General features: G+C 42.3%; 16 protein-coding genes. 10 read left to right on the top strand and 6 right to left on the bottom strand.

Translation table 11 applies throughout. From position 1 onward, the window contains the following. Positions 1–7: 7 nt before the first annotated feature. The 4 genes from ccoS (at position 8) to uspE (ending at position 2,822) form a co-directional block, all read left to right on the top strand. Positions 8–172, top strand: a complete 165-nt coding sequence (gene ccoS / locus OU793_RS06125) for a cbb3-type cytochrome oxidase assembly protein CcoS (protein ID WP_005457379.1) — start codon at positions 8–10, stop codon at positions 170–172. 8 nt (positions 173–180) lie between these two features. Beyond that, positions 181–858: a sulfite exporter TauE/SafE family protein gene (locus OU793_RS06120; RefSeq protein WP_069496882.1), complete on the top strand. Its 678-nt coding sequence runs from the start codon at positions 181–183 to the stop codon at positions 856–858. A gap of 90 nt (positions 859–948) precedes the next feature. Next, positions 949–1,695 carry an FNR family transcription factor gene (locus OU793_RS06115; protein WP_005477663.1) on the top strand — a complete coding sequence of 249 codons (747 nt, stop codon included), beginning with the start codon at positions 949–951 and terminating at the stop codon, positions 1,693–1,695. A gap of 179 nt (positions 1,696–1,874) precedes the next feature. Next, positions 1,875–2,822 carry a universal stress protein UspE gene (uspE, locus tag OU793_RS06110; RefSeq protein ID WP_005495023.1) on the top strand — a complete coding sequence of 316 codons (948 nt, stop codon included), beginning with the start codon at positions 1,875–1,877 and terminating at the stop codon, positions 2,820–2,822. A gap of 96 nt (positions 2,823–2,918) precedes the next feature. Here uspE and ttcA read toward each other — a convergent pair whose 3' ends face one another. The 4 genes from ttcA to OU793_RS06090 form a co-directional block, all read right to left on the bottom strand. Then, the gene (gene ttcA, locus OU793_RS06105; protein ID WP_005477636.1) at positions 2,919–3,812 is read right to left on the bottom strand and encodes a tRNA 2-thiocytidine(32) synthetase TtcA; all 894 of its coding nucleotides are present in this window, start codon (positions 3,810–3,812) and stop codon (positions 2,919–2,921) included. A 190-nt stretch (positions 3,813–4,002) separates the two neighbouring features. Next, a complete protein-coding gene (locus OU793_RS06100; protein WP_029806838.1) occupies positions 4,003–4,662 on the bottom strand; it encodes a DUF2987 domain-containing protein in 660 nt (219 codons plus the stop codon). 12 nt (positions 4,663–4,674) lie between these two features. Beyond that, complete coding sequence (locus OU793_RS06095; RefSeq protein ID WP_140103959.1) at positions 4,675–5,511, bottom strand: glucosaminidase domain-containing protein; 837 nt, start codon at positions 5,509–5,511, stop codon at positions 4,675–4,677. After that, complete coding sequence (locus OU793_RS06090) at positions 5,504–6,301, bottom strand: hypothetical protein (protein ID WP_005457395.1); 798 nt, start codon at positions 6,299–6,301, stop codon at positions 5,504–5,506. The genes OU793_RS06095 and OU793_RS06090 overlap by 8 nt, the downstream gene beginning before the upstream one ends. Before the next feature lie 383 nt (positions 6,302–6,684). On the opposite strand from OU793_RS06090, the gene potA reads away from it, so the two are divergent. The 5 genes from potA (at position 6,685) to OU793_RS06065 (ending at position 11,855) form a co-directional block, all read left to right on the top strand. Beyond that, complete coding sequence (gene potA, locus OU793_RS06085) at positions 6,685–7,818, top strand: spermidine/putrescine ABC transporter ATP-binding protein PotA (RefSeq protein WP_005495030.1); 1,134 nt, start codon at positions 6,685–6,687, stop codon at positions 7,816–7,818. Further along, positions 7,799–8,659, top strand: a complete 861-nt coding sequence (gene potB, locus OU793_RS06080) for a spermidine/putrescine ABC transporter permease PotB (RefSeq protein WP_005457403.1) — start codon at positions 7,799–7,801, stop codon at positions 8,657–8,659. The genes potA and potB overlap by 20 nt, the downstream gene beginning before the upstream one ends. After that, positions 8,659–9,429, top strand: coding sequence for a spermidine/putrescine ABC transporter permease PotC (potC, locus tag OU793_RS06075; protein WP_005389180.1), 771 nt, complete (start codon positions 8,659–8,661; stop codon positions 9,427–9,429). Before potB ends, potC begins: the two co-directional genes overlap by 1 nt. Before the next feature lie 106 nt (positions 9,430–9,535). After that, positions 9,536–10,567, top strand: a complete 1,032-nt coding sequence (locus OU793_RS06070; protein ID WP_025554990.1) for an extracellular solute-binding protein — start codon at positions 9,536–9,538, stop codon at positions 10,565–10,567. 250 nt (positions 10,568–10,817) lie between these two features. Then, positions 10,818–11,855, top strand: coding sequence for an extracellular solute-binding protein (locus OU793_RS06065; RefSeq protein WP_140104112.1), 1,038 nt, complete (start codon positions 10,818–10,820; stop codon positions 11,853–11,855). 64 nt (positions 11,856–11,919) lie between these two features. Here the strand turns inward: OU793_RS06065 and cobB are convergent, their stop codons facing one another. Continuing rightward, a complete protein-coding gene (cobB, locus tag OU793_RS06060; RefSeq protein WP_015296744.1) occupies positions 11,920–12,645 on the bottom strand; it encodes a Sir2 family NAD+-dependent deacetylase in 726 nt (241 codons plus the stop codon). Between the two features lie 120 nt (positions 12,646–12,765). On the opposite strand from cobB, the gene OU793_RS06055 reads away from it, so the two are divergent. Beyond that, the gene (locus OU793_RS06055; protein ID WP_005453881.1) at positions 12,766–12,945 is read left to right on the top strand and encodes a hypothetical protein; all 180 of its coding nucleotides are present in this window, start codon (positions 12,766–12,768) and stop codon (positions 12,943–12,945) included. 73 nt (positions 12,946–13,018) lie between these two features. On the opposite strand, the gene OU793_RS06050 is transcribed toward OU793_RS06055, so the two are convergent. Beyond that, complete coding sequence (locus OU793_RS06050) at positions 13,019–14,239, bottom strand: ammonium transporter (protein WP_180793967.1); 1,221 nt, start codon at positions 14,237–14,239, stop codon at positions 13,019–13,021. Positions 14,240–14,417 lie beyond the last annotated feature (178 nt).

Here is a 14,417-nt window from a genome sequence, read left to right as displayed (position 1 = left end):
AACACTTATGGAAAGCCTTTATATTTTAATTCCAATCGCGATTGTTCTTGTTTGCGTTGCTGTCGCTATTTTTCTTTGGGCGGTTCGAAGCGACCAGTTTGAAGATCTTGAGCGACAAGGACACAACATTTTATTAGATGAAGAAGAACAATCAGACAATAAGAAACCGTAGTATGTTTTATGAATCCTGATTTTTTAGGTGCTTTGCTTATCGGCCTTGTCGGGGCCGGCCATTGTATGGGGATGTGTGGTGGTATCGCATCCCTACTTTCCTTAGGTAGTTCAAGCTCAAAATCCTCCCCAACCATACCTTTATTCTACAACCTTGGACGACTCAGCAGTTACGCCTTAATAGGCGCACTTGTCGGAGGTGCAATATCAGGGTTATCGGAACTCAGCGGCTTAGCTCAATCTCTTGCGTGGCTGCGTTTTGTTGCCGCAATCTTCATGATTTTGGTTGCGTTATATATTGCGAAATGGTGGCAAGGTTTACTCATCGTAGAAAAGGGGGGCCAGCACCTTTGGAAGTTTATCTCTCCAGCTGGAAAAAGCCTTTTACCACTTAAAAAGCCAATACACGCACTGCCCTTTGGTTTTGTCTGGGGGTGGTTACCATGCGGGTTAGTTTATTCGGCATTAACATGGTCGGCGGTGTCCGGTAGCGCAGTAAATGGCGGCCTAATCATGCTAGCTTTTGGTTTGGGAACGCTGCCATCCATGCTCGCTGTTGGTTACGGAGCTAGCCATTTTCAGAAACTGCAAAAATCATTAATATTTAGAAACATCTCAGCATTAATCTTAATTGTCTATGGCGCGTATACTGCCGCGGGTGCCATGCAGATGCTTGGTTTCATATAACGCAAAACTCTATACCACCGATATTTTTGCTATCCTTTAGGATTAAGCGGTGCTAAAATATTGATGTATATCAAATAGTGAAAGGTTGTTATGATTTCTGAAAAACCTGCAACAAAGCGTATCCAATCAGGCGGTTGCGCGATTCATTGCCAAGATTGTAGCATTAGCCAACTGTGTATCCCATTCACTCTGAATGAATCTGAACTTGACCAGTTGGACCAAATCATCGAGCGTAAAAAGCCTATCCAAAAAGGACAAGAGCTATTTAAAGCAGGTGATGAGCTTAAATCTTTGTACGCTATCCGTTCTGGCACGATTAAGAGCTACACAATCACAGAACAAGGTGATGAGCAAATCACAGCATTTCACTTAGCTGGTGACTTAGTTGGTTTTGACGCTATTACTGGTGACTGCCACCCTAGTTTCGCTCAAGCTCTTGAAACATCAATGGTTTGTGAAATCCCTTACGAGATCCTTGACGACCTATCAGGCAAAATGCCTAAACTTCGTCAGCAAATCATGCGTTTAATGAGTAATGAAATTAAAGGCGACCAGGAAATGATTCTTCTGCTTTCTAAGAAGAATGCTGAGGAGCGTCTCGCTGCTTTCTTGTACAACCTGTCAACTCGCTTCTCTCAACGTGGCTTCAGCCCAAGAGAATTTCGTTTGACCATGACTCGTGGCGATATTGGTAACTACTTAGGCCTAACGGTTGAAACCATCAGCCGCCTATTAGGTCGTTTCCAAAAATCTGAAATTCTGAGTGTTAAAGGTAAGTACATCACCATCTTAGATCATGATGCGCTAATGGAACTTGCCGGTGTAACAAAAGAGTAATCTCGCTTACTTATTGATGTAGCTCGAAAATGAGCTACATCATGTTTCTCATAAAATCCCTTCGAAAGTCCTCAAAAAGTTCACCAAACTAAGCTACAGTAAAAATATACGAAGAGTCTCCAATTTACTGATTTAACTTGTTTTCAGTATTTGGTTTCGCAACATAAGTGGGCTTAGTTATGAGTATATACAGTAAGATTCTTGTTGTTGCTGACATCAATAATGATGAACAGCCTGCACTCGCTAGAGCGGTTCAATTAGCTCAAAAGAGTGTATCCAGAAGCCGAATCACCTTCTTCTTATCCATCTACGATTTTTCCTATGACATGACCTCAATGCTGTCAGTCGACGAAAGAGATGCGATGCGCCGCGGCGTTATCCATCAACGTGAGCAGTGGATGCGTAAGATTGCTCAACCGTACTTAAACGATAGCTTCGATTTTGATGTTTGCGTTGTGTGGCACAACCGTCCTTACGAAGCAATCATTGCTGAAGTGTATGCTGGAGGGCACGATCTTCTAATCAAAGGGACACGTAAACACGATGTTTTAGAGTCTGTGATTTTCACGCCGACAGACTGGCATTTATTACGTAAATGCCCTATTCCTGTACTTTTGATCAAGAACTCGGATTGGCCGGAGCAAGCTAATATTCTCGCTTCTGTACACGTGGGGTCAGAAAACCCAACTCACATTGACTTGAACGACGCGATGGTTGAACGCCTCAAAGAGATGTCAAACCGTCTTGATGCTGAACCGTATCTCGTCAACGCTTATCCTGTTACACCGGCTAACATTACGATTGAATTGCCTGAATTTGACCCAACGACCTACACGGATGCGGTTCGTGGCCACCATCTCACCGCAATGAAAGCATTGAGACAAAAACATGGCATCGACGAGGAACAAACCATCGTTGAACAAGGTTTACCAGAAGACGTCATTCCTGCCGCAGCGGAGCGATTAAATGCAGCAATGGTGATTTTGGGTACGACTGGTCGTACGGGGCTTTCAGCGGTCTTTATCGGCAACACGGCAGAGCATGTGATCGATAAGATTAACTGTGATGTACTGGCATTAAAACCAAAAGGTTATATCAGCCCTCTCGATCCAAATACCGCAACGTAGAGCAAATAATCAAAAATAAAAACGCCCCTCTTTTGGGGCGTTTTTATTTTCGGTTTAAGCAAGTACAAAATAGGAGGCATCGTTGCCTCCTATTTACTAGATGTTCGTTACATCGATGAATAGAGATTCATCGATGTTAGTTGAAGAAACGACTGCTTCACTAAACTCATACTCTTCGCGGCTACCGTCACGATCTAGCGGCAAGTTTACAAAATCAAACAACTCACGGTCTGCCAATTGGCTTGGGCTTACGTTTTGGATTGATTTGAAAATCGCTTCTACGCGTCCTGGCGTCTTCTTATCCCAATCAATCAGCATTGCTTTGATTGCTTGGCGCTGCAAGTTCTCTTGAGAACCACATAGGTTACAAGGAATAATTGGGAAATCTTTGTGCTCTGCGTATTTGATCAGGTCTTTTTCGCGGCAGTAAGTCAGCGGACGAATAACCACGTTACGACCATCATCAGAGCGTAGTTTTGGTGGCATTGCCTTCAAACGAGAACCATGGAACATGTTCAAGAACATCGTTTCTACGATGTCATCCATATGATGACCAAGTGCAAGTTTTGTTGCGCCGATTTTCTCAGCAAATGAGTAAAGCGTACCACGACGTAGACGAGAACATAGACCACACGTTGTCTTACCTTCTGGCACTTTTTCTTTAACTACTGAGTATGTGTCTTTATCTACGATGTAGTAAGGAATATTCAGCGTCTCAAAATACTCAGGCAAAATATGCTCTGGGAAACCAGGTTGTTTTTGGTCTAGGTTAACAGCAACCACTTCAAATTTGATTGGTGCCGCTTTTTGTAGATTCAACAGGATATCGAGCATCGCAAATGAGTCTTTACCACCGCTTATGCATGCCATGACAACATCGCCTTCTTCGATCATGTTGTAATCTGTAATGGCATTTCCAACATTTCTTCTCAAACGTTTTTGAAGTTTGTTGAATTCAAGGGTTTCTTTTCTTGTATCTTTCTGGTTCATTGCGGGCTCTCACATCGCCGATAAAATCGACAGTAGGACTTCCTAACATGGGTTTCTTTGGGGCGTGGATTATACGGGCTTTTGCAGCAGGATTAAATGTTTGTATTGAAGGATAAGAAAATAAGTGCGCTGAATTATCATCATAGAATAGAAAAAGAACCGCGAATGCGGCTCTTTAGTGGAGATAGTGCTATTTCTTTGCTTGGGGCAAATAAGGAAGCACTCTCATCGTTGGTTCCGGTAACGTTATTGTTCCACCTTCGCCAATTTCACTCAAAGCAACCTGCACTTTACCGTTAATTATCGCCTTCTCTTGTCCATTTGAAAAAACGATCTTACCGTTAAGTTCGTTGGCAAACTCCATTGTGACGCCTTGTACTTCAGGTGTGAACCATCCAGCAAACATCCCCCCTAAATCCTCTAACATGCTCTGCATTTGAGGCATTAATGGCTTCAGTTGCTCGTAAGAAACGCTACCCTGTAACGGTTCTTTCGTCATAACAACTAAAGAATAATCACATCGGCTATCTTTAGGAGTGTGTACGAATACCAAAGGATTTGCAGATTTTAGATTTTTGTCGATCGGCAATGGTAGCTCTTTCGACGCTGGAATCACAAACTCTTCGTAGTGTTCTTCCTTTTCCATCCACGCTTTTTCAATCGTACACAGCTGCTTAGTTCTGGCATCAATGAAGAACACACCGACTTTAACGTCATCGTGCCCTTCTTTAGTGTTATTTTTTAACTGAGTATACAGTTTGGAATACGTAAACATATACTCTTGAGCATGCGTTATCGGTGACGAGAGCAAGAGTGCTGCACTTCCTAAAATTAAGCTTAACTTTTTCATTCGATTATTATTTTATTGAGTCCAGTAGGCGTTATTGTGACGAATCATCGAGCGTAAGTCATTAACGTATGCAATGCCCCTCTCTGAGTAAGACAACAGTCCATGAGTGAGTTCTGATGCTGTCGCCACGGATAACAAGTTTTTGTGCTTATCCGCCAACATAGCTCGAATATCACGTAAGTCAGCGTAAGCTGGATTGCGATTCACATTCATAAAGTAGCCATGAATTGACTGCTGAACTGAATCGAATTTTTGAACTTCGTGAGTTTTTCCAGCAGCACGCTGAGCAGGCACAATTCCGCAGCCCTGTTTATAACACCATTGGCCGAACAAGTTGTTTGCTTGAGTAGCAAAACGAGAGGTACCCCACGCGGATTCATTGGCCGCTTGAGTTAGCACTAATGCTTCTGGTAAAACATTGACTCGCTTTAACATTTCAGTCAGCCAAGCTTCATCAACATGACCATCATGAAGAGGAAAACCATATAACTGCGCTAATCTTTCTGCGTAAGCTTCTTCGTCCGGCGACACTTCTCCAATCTCAAGAGAGCTTAGAAAAGCACGTTCTTTTTCAATCCTGTGATTTTCTAGTGCGATTTTAGGCCGTAAGAAATCGAAAAATGCCGCCTTTTTTTCTTTGGCGTCTTTGATAGAGTTAAAGTCTGGAATGTCCCCAATGTAGGGCAAGTGCGACAAATCAGGATGTTTCACCGGACCTTGAACAGCATTAGGATCATTCGCGCTTTTGAACTGGCGGTCGTAATGCAAATATGGACCTACCGAAATAAAAGTGGCGGCTATACAGGCAGCCGCCACTCGTAAAGTCATTAATTTTAAAGATTTAGGCATTAAACACCTGAGATTTACCATCGTGATCGTTATCATTTTTTTGTGTTGCTACGATCTTAAGTTTGATGCCAAACATTTCTCGATAAAGGATGCCCTTCAAATGGAAGAAGAATGGCAAGACAAAAATAAAGCCAATACCGTAGAACATAGCCGCAACAATAAACATCAACATAACGCCCATGTAAAGCCCTGCCACAACAAAAATCTTCTTATTGATCGCACGTAGTGATAATAATAACGATTGCATAGGTGGCACTCTTTTCTCGCAAATCAGTAAGATAGAGTGACTAAACGCCATTGCTAAATATAATGAAAGCGGTGGAAGGATCATTCCCGCGACACCTTGCAACGTTAAACTGAACAGCGTTGCAATAATAACAGGAACGGTAAATTGCAGACCTTTACCGACATGACGAACTTTGGTTTTTAGCCCTGCTACGTGACTCATTGCCATCAAACTGATCCCAGCATAAATGGGGGCGCTGATCACTTCATAACTAAAGTTAGCGATATAAATAGCAGAAACGATATTAGCGGTGAATGCTTCCGGATTTTCTATCGCATCGAGAATGACACTTGGGTCGCCCAATTGAAGTTGAAGTGCAATGTAGAAAATCCCCAACTGGACAAAAAGCAAAAGAATAATCGCTGGTGAGAACGATAAAAAGTGTTGAATGGTTGCGCGCCAAGCTTCACTAAATACAGCACTCGCTTTTAGTTCGTAGTCGCCAGACAAAGCTCGCTCTACACTCCCCCCAAGATTGAAATCTTTTTCAAAATCGTTATTCATATATTATCCAAGACTAACTTGTGAATTTTTTACTGGTATACCAGTCAATTAAAGTGGCCAACATTATAAAGAAATCTTTCCACGTCTAAAATCAGAACTGACGTTCTATCCTTGCAATATCTACTATTTGGTTGATAATTGACCACTCACAAAACTATGAAATTGAAAGCAATTGTTGCTAATGACAAAGCCCTACCAAACTGTGTTTAAAAGGCAAATAACCTCTTAAAAACAGTATGGTAAGGAATGATTACTTTTGCCTGCAAAATTTTTTCTGTTTCAAGATAAGAAAATGCTTTAATTTCACAATTTTGGTGATTATGATGCGCGCCTCAAAAGTGAATGACTTATGTCACACTAATTGGCGTAAACCCAATTTTAACGTGGGAGAAATACAGACGTTGAACGCTAAACAGCAAGCAGGAAAGCCAGTTATTCGTTTATCTGGTATCAGCAAAAGTTTCGATGGAAAGGAAATCATCGGCAATTTAAATCTTGATGTTAATCATGGTGAGTTTCTGACGATTCTTGGTCCATCTGGTTGTGGTAAAACGACGGTTTTACGCATGATCGCTGGTTTCGAAACGGCAGATAACGGTCAAATCGTATTAGATGACCAAGATGTAACGCAAGTTCCTGCAGAGCATAGGCACGTCAACACGGTATTTCAGAGTTACGCATTATTCCCTCACATGACCGTATTCGATAATGTGGCATTTGGTCTACGCATGCAAAAAACGCCTGCGGCAGAAATCGAACCACGCGTAATGGAAGCGCTACGTATGGTCCGTCTAGAAAAAATGGCGCAGCGTAAGCCGCACCAACTTTCTGGTGGTCAGCAACAACGTATCGCGATCGCGCGTGCGGTTGTAAATAAGCCAAAAGTACTGCTACTTGATGAGTCGCTTTCTGCTCTTGATTACAAACTTCGTAAACAAATGCAGATTGAGTTGAAACAACTTCAGCGTCAACTTGGTATTACCTTTATCTTTGTTACTCACGATCAGGAAGAAGCTCTATCGATGTCTGACCGCATTATCGTTATGCGCGATGGTGTTATCGAACAAGATGGCTCACCACGTGAAATTTACGAAGAACCTAAAAACTTGTTTGTTGCTCGCTTTATCGGCGAGATTAATGTCTTCAACGCAACAATGCTTGAACGCATTGATGAAAAACGCATCCGTGCGGAAATCGAAGGTGTTGAGTCTGTCGTTTACTACGACAAAGAAGCACAAGCAGGTGACAAACTACAAGTGCTGCTTCGCCCTGAAGACTTACGTATCGAAGAGATCAAAGAGTCTGAAGAAAAAGGCATTGTTGGTCACGTCACTGAACGTACCTATAAAGGTATGACGCTAGACTCTGTTGTCCAACTGGACTCAGGCATGCGCGTGATGGTTAGCGAGTTCTTTAACGAAGATGATCCAGATGTGGACCACTCTCTCGGCCAAAAAGTCGCTATCACTTGGGTTGAGAGCTGGGAGGTAGTACTCAATGATAAGCAAGAAGATTAATCTTCAGAACGCAATCATTACCCTAATTGTTGGTTGGCTAACACTTTTCGTGTTGGTTCCAAACCTAATGATTATCGGTACAAGTTTTTTAACGCGTGATGAAGCGAACTTAATTGAACTGACTTTTACTTTCGACAACTACCTTCGTTTACTTGATCCATTGTACGCAAAAGTGCTGATGCACTCTTTCTACATGGCAATCATTGCGACGTTGTTGTGTTTAATCATCGGCTACCCATTTGCTTACATCGTGGCAAAAATGCCTGAGAAATGGCGCCCGTTTATGCTGTTTCTTGTGATTGTACCGTTTTGGACAAACTCACTTATCCGTACTTACGGTTTGAAGATTGTTCTTGGCACACAGGGCATCTTGAACAAGTCATTAATGGCAATGGATATTATCGATAAGCCATTGCGTCTTATGTATACCGAAACAGCGGTAATGATTGGTCTTGTCTACATTTTGCTTCCGTTTATGATTCTGCCTCTGTATTCGGCAATCGAGAAGCTAGACAATACCTACATTGAGGCTGCAAAAGACTTAGGCGCAAGCAAACTGCAAACCATCACAAAAGTGATCTTGCCGTTAACGATGCCTGGCATTATTGGTGGCTGTTTGTTGGTACTTCTTCCTGCGTTAGGTATGTTCTACATCTCCGACCTTCTAGGCGGAGCAAAGAACCTATTAATTGGTAACGTAATTAAGAGCCAAGTATTAAACGCTCGTGATTGGCCATTCGGTGCGGCAACCAGTATCGCACTTACTATTGCAATGGCAATCATGCTGTACGCCTACTACAGAGCAGGCAAACTATTGAATAAGAAGGTGGAGCTAGACTAATGGGACGTACAGTTAGATTTAGCTTTATGGCGCTGGTATATGCATTTTTGTATCTACCAATCATCGTATTGATCGTAAACTCATTTAATGCCAACAAATTTGGTATGAAATGGGGCGGGTTTACAACCAAATGGTACGAAACCCTAGTTAACAATGACAGCCTTATGCAAGCAGCGTGGCATTCACTTAATGTCGCGGTGTTTTCTGCAACAGCTGCTACTATTATTGGTAGTTTGACGGCCGTTGCCCTATTCCGTTACTCCTTTAAAGGTAAAGGTGCAGTAAACGGCATGCTGTTTGTTGTAATGATGTCACCAGACATCGTGATGGCAATTTCATTGTTGGCGCTGTTTTTAGTTTTAGGCGCGCAGCTTGGTTTCTTTACTCTATTGATTGCACACATCACATTCTGTTTACCGTTTGTTGTGGTAACCGTTTACAGCCGCTTGAACGGCTTTGATGTGAAAATGTTGGAAGCAGCAAAAGACCTTGGTGCAAGTGAATGGGTTATCTTAAAACAGATCATCCTTCCTCTTGCGAAGCCAGCGGTTGCTGCAGGTTGGTTACTAAGCTTTACTCTGTCTTTAGACGACGTAATTATCAGCTCGTTTGTAACAGGCCCAACATACGAAATCCTACCATTGAAAATTTACTCGATGGTTAAGGTGGGTATTTCACCGGAAGTGAATGCCTTAGCAACGGTCATGTTGATTGTATCTTTGGTTCTTGTAGTAATTTCTCAGTTGCTAGCAAGAGAAAAAGTAAAGTAAAATCCGCATCCGTTAACATCACGAAACAGAATGGTTACATGCCATTCTGTTTTTCTATCTACCGTCCAAAATGATTTGGACAACGTTTGGTTTGGAGCTAACGTCAATGAAAAAATGGGCTACTCTATTAGCTGGTAGTGCATGTGCGCTTTCTCTGTTCTCAGGTTCAGCGGCAGCGGACGATAAAGAATTAGTATTTATGAACTGGGGTCCTTACATCAACAGTAATATCCTAGAGCAATTTACTAAAGAAACAGGTATCAAAGTGATCTACTCGACTTACGAGTCGAACGAAACTTTGTACGCAAAGCTAAAAACTCATAACCAAGGTTATGACCTAGTCGTACCTTCAACTTACTTCGTAGCAAAAATGCGCGATGAAGGTATGCTACAAAAAATCGATAAGACTAAGCTGAAAAACTTCGGCAACCTAGATAAGAACTACCTAGATAAGCCTTACGATCCAAATAACGACTACTCTATTCCACACGTTGTTGCGATTACAGGTCTAGCAGTTAACGCTGATATGTACGATCCAAACGACTTCCAAAGCTGGGCAGACCTATGGAAGCCTGAGCTTGAAGGTCAAGTAATGTTAATGGACGATACTCGTGAAGTATTCCACATTGCACTACGTAAATTGGGTTACTCAGGTAACTCTACAGATCCAAAGCAAATCGACGAAGCATACGCTGAATTGCAACAGCTGATGCCAAACGTTCTAGTATTTAACTCTGATAACCCGGGTGCACCATACATGTCTGGCGAAGTTGGCGTTGGTATGCTTTGGAACGGCAGTGCGGCAGCAGCGCAAAACGAAGGTCTAAACCTTAAGCTAGTCTTCCCTAAAGAAGGCGGTATTGGCTGGGTTGATAACTTCGCAATCTCTTCTGGCGCGAAAAACGTAGAAGCAGCGCACAAAATGATCGACTTCCTACTACGCCCTGAAATCGCAGAGCAAATTTCTCGTGACACTGGCTACCTAACCGCCGTTACAGAATCAAACTCGAAGTTTAAAGACGTAGCGCCGCTGTTCCCTTCTCAAGAAGATCTTGACCGTGTTGAATGGCAAGACTCGGTTGGTGATATGACAGTGAAATATGAAGACTACTTCTTGAAGTTGAAAGCGGGTCAATAATCTGATCTTGCCTACTAAGGCATCGACAAACTGAAAATAGGCAGCGATACGCTGCCTATTTTTGTAATTGACTGATATAATTATGCGTTGCTAGGTTTATTTAGCTCAGTTTCACAGAATTATCGCTTCCCTAAAAAGGCTCGGTATAAATTGATTTAAATAAACGGGATTGTGCTTATTGCGATTTGGCTCAACTTAATAACTGCGACTAGTATTGATTTGTCCAATCGCTAAACAAAACGGAAAACAAATGAAAAGTAAATTCTACGCAAGCGCTCTATGTGCAGCGACGCTAATCGCTACCCCTGCAATGGCGGCTGATCAAGAACTGTATTTCTACAACTGGTCGGAATACATTCCAAACGAAGTTCTTGAAGACTTTACAAAAGAAACTGGCATCAAAGTTATCTACTCTACATACGAATCTAACGAAAGTATGTACGCGAAGCTAAAAACGCAAGGTTCTGGTTACGATTTGGTAGTACCGTCTACCTACTTCGTTTCTAAAATGCGTAAAGAAGGTATGCTGCAAGAGATCGACAAAAAGAAACTTTCTCACTTTAGCGATCTTGACACCAACTTCCTAGATAAACCATTTGATCCAAACAACAACTACTCTATCCCTTACATTTGGGGTGCGACGGGCATTGGTATCAACGCAGATATGTTAGATAAATCGTCTGTTTCTAAATGGGACGATTTCTGGGATAGCAAGTGGGAAGGCCAACTAATGCTGATGGATGACTCTCGTGAAGTCTTCCACATTGCATTAACAAAACTTGGTTACTCGCCAAATACAACGAACCCAGATGAAATCAAAGCTGCTTATGAAGAGCTGAAAAAGCTAATGCCAAACGTATTGGTATTCAACTCTGATTTCCCAGCAAACCCTTACCTTGCAGGTGAAGTGTCTCTTGGTATGCTTTGGAACGGCTCTGCTTACATGGCTCGTCAAGAAGGTGCGAATATCGACATCATCTGGCCTGAAAAAGGCACCATTTTCTGGATGGACAGCTTAGCAATTCCAGCTGGCGCGAAAAACGTAGACGCTGGTCATAAGATGATCGACTTCCTACTACGCCCTGAGAACGCCGCTAAGATTGCACTAGAGATTGGTTACCCTACTCCAGTTAAGACGGCACATGAACTGCTACCAAAAGAGTTTGCTAACGACCCAAGCATCTTCCCTCCGCAAGAAGTAATGGACAGCGGAACATGGCAAGATGAAGTTGGCGAAGCGAGCGTAATGTACGATGAGTACTTCCAAAAGCTAAAAGTAAACAACTAAATCGTTAGTTTTAAAGATGTGAAAAAGCGGCTCATGAGCCGCTTTTTTTTATCTAATAGTTAGTTTATGCTTTCGTGTCCAAAGCAAGGATTTCATCAACAAGCTTCGGTACTTCAACGCTTGCTTTACCATAGCGTTTTTCTTCAAATTCACTTTCAACCGCACTTGGCTCAAGGTTAATTTCTATAGTATGAGCGCCATGCATTTTAGCATCATGCACAAACCCAGCGGCCGGATAGACGACGCCCGAAGTGCCGATAGAGACAAACAAATCAGCTTCTTCCAGTGCTGCGTATATCTCTCCCATTCTCAGTGGCATTTCGCCAAACCACACAATGTGTGGGCGCATTTGTGATGGAATTTGACAACAATGGCAAAGCTCACCAGTTTTTATATCTTCGGTATGTTCAATAACTTGGTTAGATTCACTACATCGCGCCTTAAGTAACTCACCATGCATGTGAATCACATTTTGGCTGCCACCTCTTTCATGCAAGTTATCAATATTCTGCGTAATAACCGTCACCTTTCCCTTTAATTCCGCTTCAAGACGGCCAAGAGCAAGATGCGCAGCATTCGGTTTGATCGTTTCATCTTGAAGCTTTTGACGGCGTTGATTATAAAAACTCTGAACAAGGTCTGGATCTCGAGCAAAACCTTCAGGTGTTGCTACATCTTCAATTCGGTGATTCTCCCACAGGCCATCTTGGGCTCGAAATGTTTGAATACCAGATTCAGCCGAGATACCTGCTCCAGTAAGTACTACAATATTTCTATAAGGGAAATTCATAACTTATCCTTGTTGTTCTTTTTCATTAGCTTAACACTGAAAGAATAGCAACTGTAGTAGTATGGATTAGACCATGGTCGTAATGGTCACTATTAGAATTACATTTTGAGAGGAATCGCAATGAGACAAGTATCTCTGGCGCTTATATTACTTACGACTTTAGCAGGCTGTCAGCTGACAAATGTGGAAGGTGAAATTGACGACGTAAAAGTAAAAGTCAGCACAAATGATGACAATCATGGGCCGCATGGCAATGGTAGCTTTTGCCCTCCTGGTCAAGCTAAAAAAGGCAACTGTTAAAACGGCTTGTATATCGGTTTGAAGCAAATAGTTTAAAAAAGAGCGGTTTGATGCCGCTCTTTTTTCGATTAATTTAATCTTCGTTAGTAGACGATATTTTATGAATCGCTAAATCCGCACCATTAAACTCGTCTTCTTCTGAAAGCCTTAAACCTGTTAGAGCGTTAATTGCGCCATAGACTACAAGAGCACCTAAAACCGCAATGGAAATGCCAAGAAATGTCCCTAAAACTTGAACCGCGAAGCTAACACCGCCCATTCCACCAAATCCACTTTGACCAAAAACTCCTGCAGCGATCCCGCCCCAAGCACCACATACTCCATGCAAAGGCCACACACCCAGTACGTCATCGATTTTGGTTCGGTTTTGCAGATACGTGAACAGATACACAAACAAAACCCCAGCAACGGCACCTGTCACTAATGCACCAAGCGGATGCATTAAATCTGACCCCGCGCAAACCGCAACCAAACCGGCCAAAGGGCCATTGTGAATAAAGCCAGGGTCATTTTTACCCGCAAGTAATGAAGCTACGATACCTCCAACCATTGCCATCAACGAGTTCATCGCCACTAAGCCACTGATTCCAGAAAGAGTTTGAGCGGACATAACGTTGAAACCAAACCAGCCAACACAGAGAATCCAAGCCCCAAGTGCCAAAAATGGGATATTAGATGGAGCGAAGTTCGTATGCTTTCCTGCGCGGATACGACCTCTACGCATCCCTAAAAAAATAACAGCCACCAGCGCAATCCATCCACCAACGCCGTGCACAACGACCGAACCTGCAAAATCGTGAAAACCATAACCAAAGGTACTTTCAAACCAAGCTTGAACACCAAAGTTTCCATTCCAGATAATTCCTTCAAATAGCGGATATACTATGCCGACAGTGAAAAATGTTGCGATTAGAATAGGATAAAAACGAGCTCGCTCCGCGATACCACCAGAAACAATAGCAGGAATCGCCGCAGCGAAGGTCAGTAAGAAAAAGAACTTAACCAACTCGTAGCCATTATCTTGAGATAAGGTTTGAGCATCGGAAAAGAACGTGCCGCCATAAGCAACCCAATAACCAATAAAAAAGTAAGCAATCGCAGAAATACCAAAATCGGCAATAATTTTAACGAGTGCGTTTACTTGGTTCTTTTGGCGCACGGTTCCCACTTCAAGAAAAGCAAAACCAGCATGCATCAAAAAAACCATGATGGCACCCAACAATAGAAAAAGTGTATCGGAACTTTGTGTGAGAGCTTGTACAACGCCATGTACCTGATCGGCAGTTACACTCATTATGTTTATCTCCGTTATTTGTAGTGCACTCATCCTGTGCATCAAAGTTAAAGTCATCACCAATTTGGTGAATGAAATTCACAAAGCGTCTAATACAGCAATTACCGTTCCATAATTTACTCTTCTAACAATTAGGATTTAATTCATTGTTTTATAAAGCCTTAAATGAAATCAAAAA

The sequence above is a fragment of the Vibrio sp. VP6 genome, from assembly GCF_028823755.1.
Classification (GTDB): Bacteria; Pseudomonadota; Gammaproteobacteria; order Enterobacterales; family Vibrionaceae; genus Vibrio; species Vibrio parahaemolyticus.
The sequence above is the reverse complement of the archived record's forward strand: the minus strand, read 5'-3'. Positions and strand labels throughout refer to the sequence as shown.

What these genes read in the sequence shown, in the direction of transcription:
- potC (WP_005389180.1), top strand. Translation starts at nt 8,659, where the DNA reads ATGGGACGTACAGTTAGATTTAGCTTTATGGCGCTGGTATATGCATTT.
- OU793_RS06115 (WP_005477663.1), top strand. Translation starts at nt 949, where the DNA reads ATGATTTCTGAAAAACCTGCAACAAAGCGTATCCAATCAGGCGGTTGC.
- OU793_RS06065 (WP_140104112.1), top strand. Translation starts at nt 10,818, where the DNA reads ATGAAAAGTAAATTCTACGCAAGCGCTCTATGTGCAGCGACGCTAATC.
- OU793_RS06055 (WP_005453881.1), top strand. Translation starts at nt 12,766, where the DNA reads ATGAGACAAGTATCTCTGGCGCTTATATTACTTACGACTTTAGCAGGC.
- OU793_RS06100 (WP_029806838.1), bottom strand. Translation starts at nt 4,662, where the DNA reads ATGAAAAAGTTAAGCTTAATTTTAGGAAGTGCAGCACTCTTGCTCTCG.
- OU793_RS06070 (WP_025554990.1), top strand. Translation starts at nt 9,536, where the DNA reads ATGAAAAAATGGGCTACTCTATTAGCTGGTAGTGCATGTGCGCTTTCT.
- cobB (WP_015296744.1), bottom strand. Translation starts at nt 12,645, where the DNA reads ATGAATTTCCCTTATAGAAATATTGTAGTACTTACTGGAGCAGGTATC.
- ccoS (WP_005457379.1), top strand. Translation starts at nt 8, where the DNA reads ATGGAAAGCCTTTATATTTTAATTCCAATCGCGATTGTTCTTGTTTGC.
- OU793_RS06050 (WP_180793967.1), bottom strand. Translation starts at nt 14,239, where the DNA reads ATGAGTGTAACTGCCGATCAGGTACATGGCGTTGTACAAGCTCTCACA.
- ttcA (WP_005477636.1), bottom strand. Translation starts at nt 3,812, where the DNA reads ATGAACCAGAAAGATACAAGAAAAGAAACCCTTGAATTCAACAAACTT.
- uspE (WP_005495023.1), top strand. Translation starts at nt 1,875, where the DNA reads ATGAGTATATACAGTAAGATTCTTGTTGTTGCTGACATCAATAATGAT.
- OU793_RS06090 (WP_005457395.1), bottom strand. Translation starts at nt 6,301, where the DNA reads ATGAATAACGATTTTGAAAAAGATTTCAATCTTGGGGGGAGTGTAGAG.
- OU793_RS06095 (WP_140103959.1), bottom strand. Translation starts at nt 5,511, where the DNA reads ATGCCTAAATCTTTAAAATTAATGACTTTACGAGTGGCGGCTGCCTGT.
- potB (WP_005457403.1), top strand. Translation starts at nt 7,799, where the DNA reads ATGATAAGCAAGAAGATTAATCTTCAGAACGCAATCATTACCCTAATT.
- OU793_RS06120 (WP_069496882.1), top strand. Translation starts at nt 181, where the DNA reads ATGAATCCTGATTTTTTAGGTGCTTTGCTTATCGGCCTTGTCGGGGCC.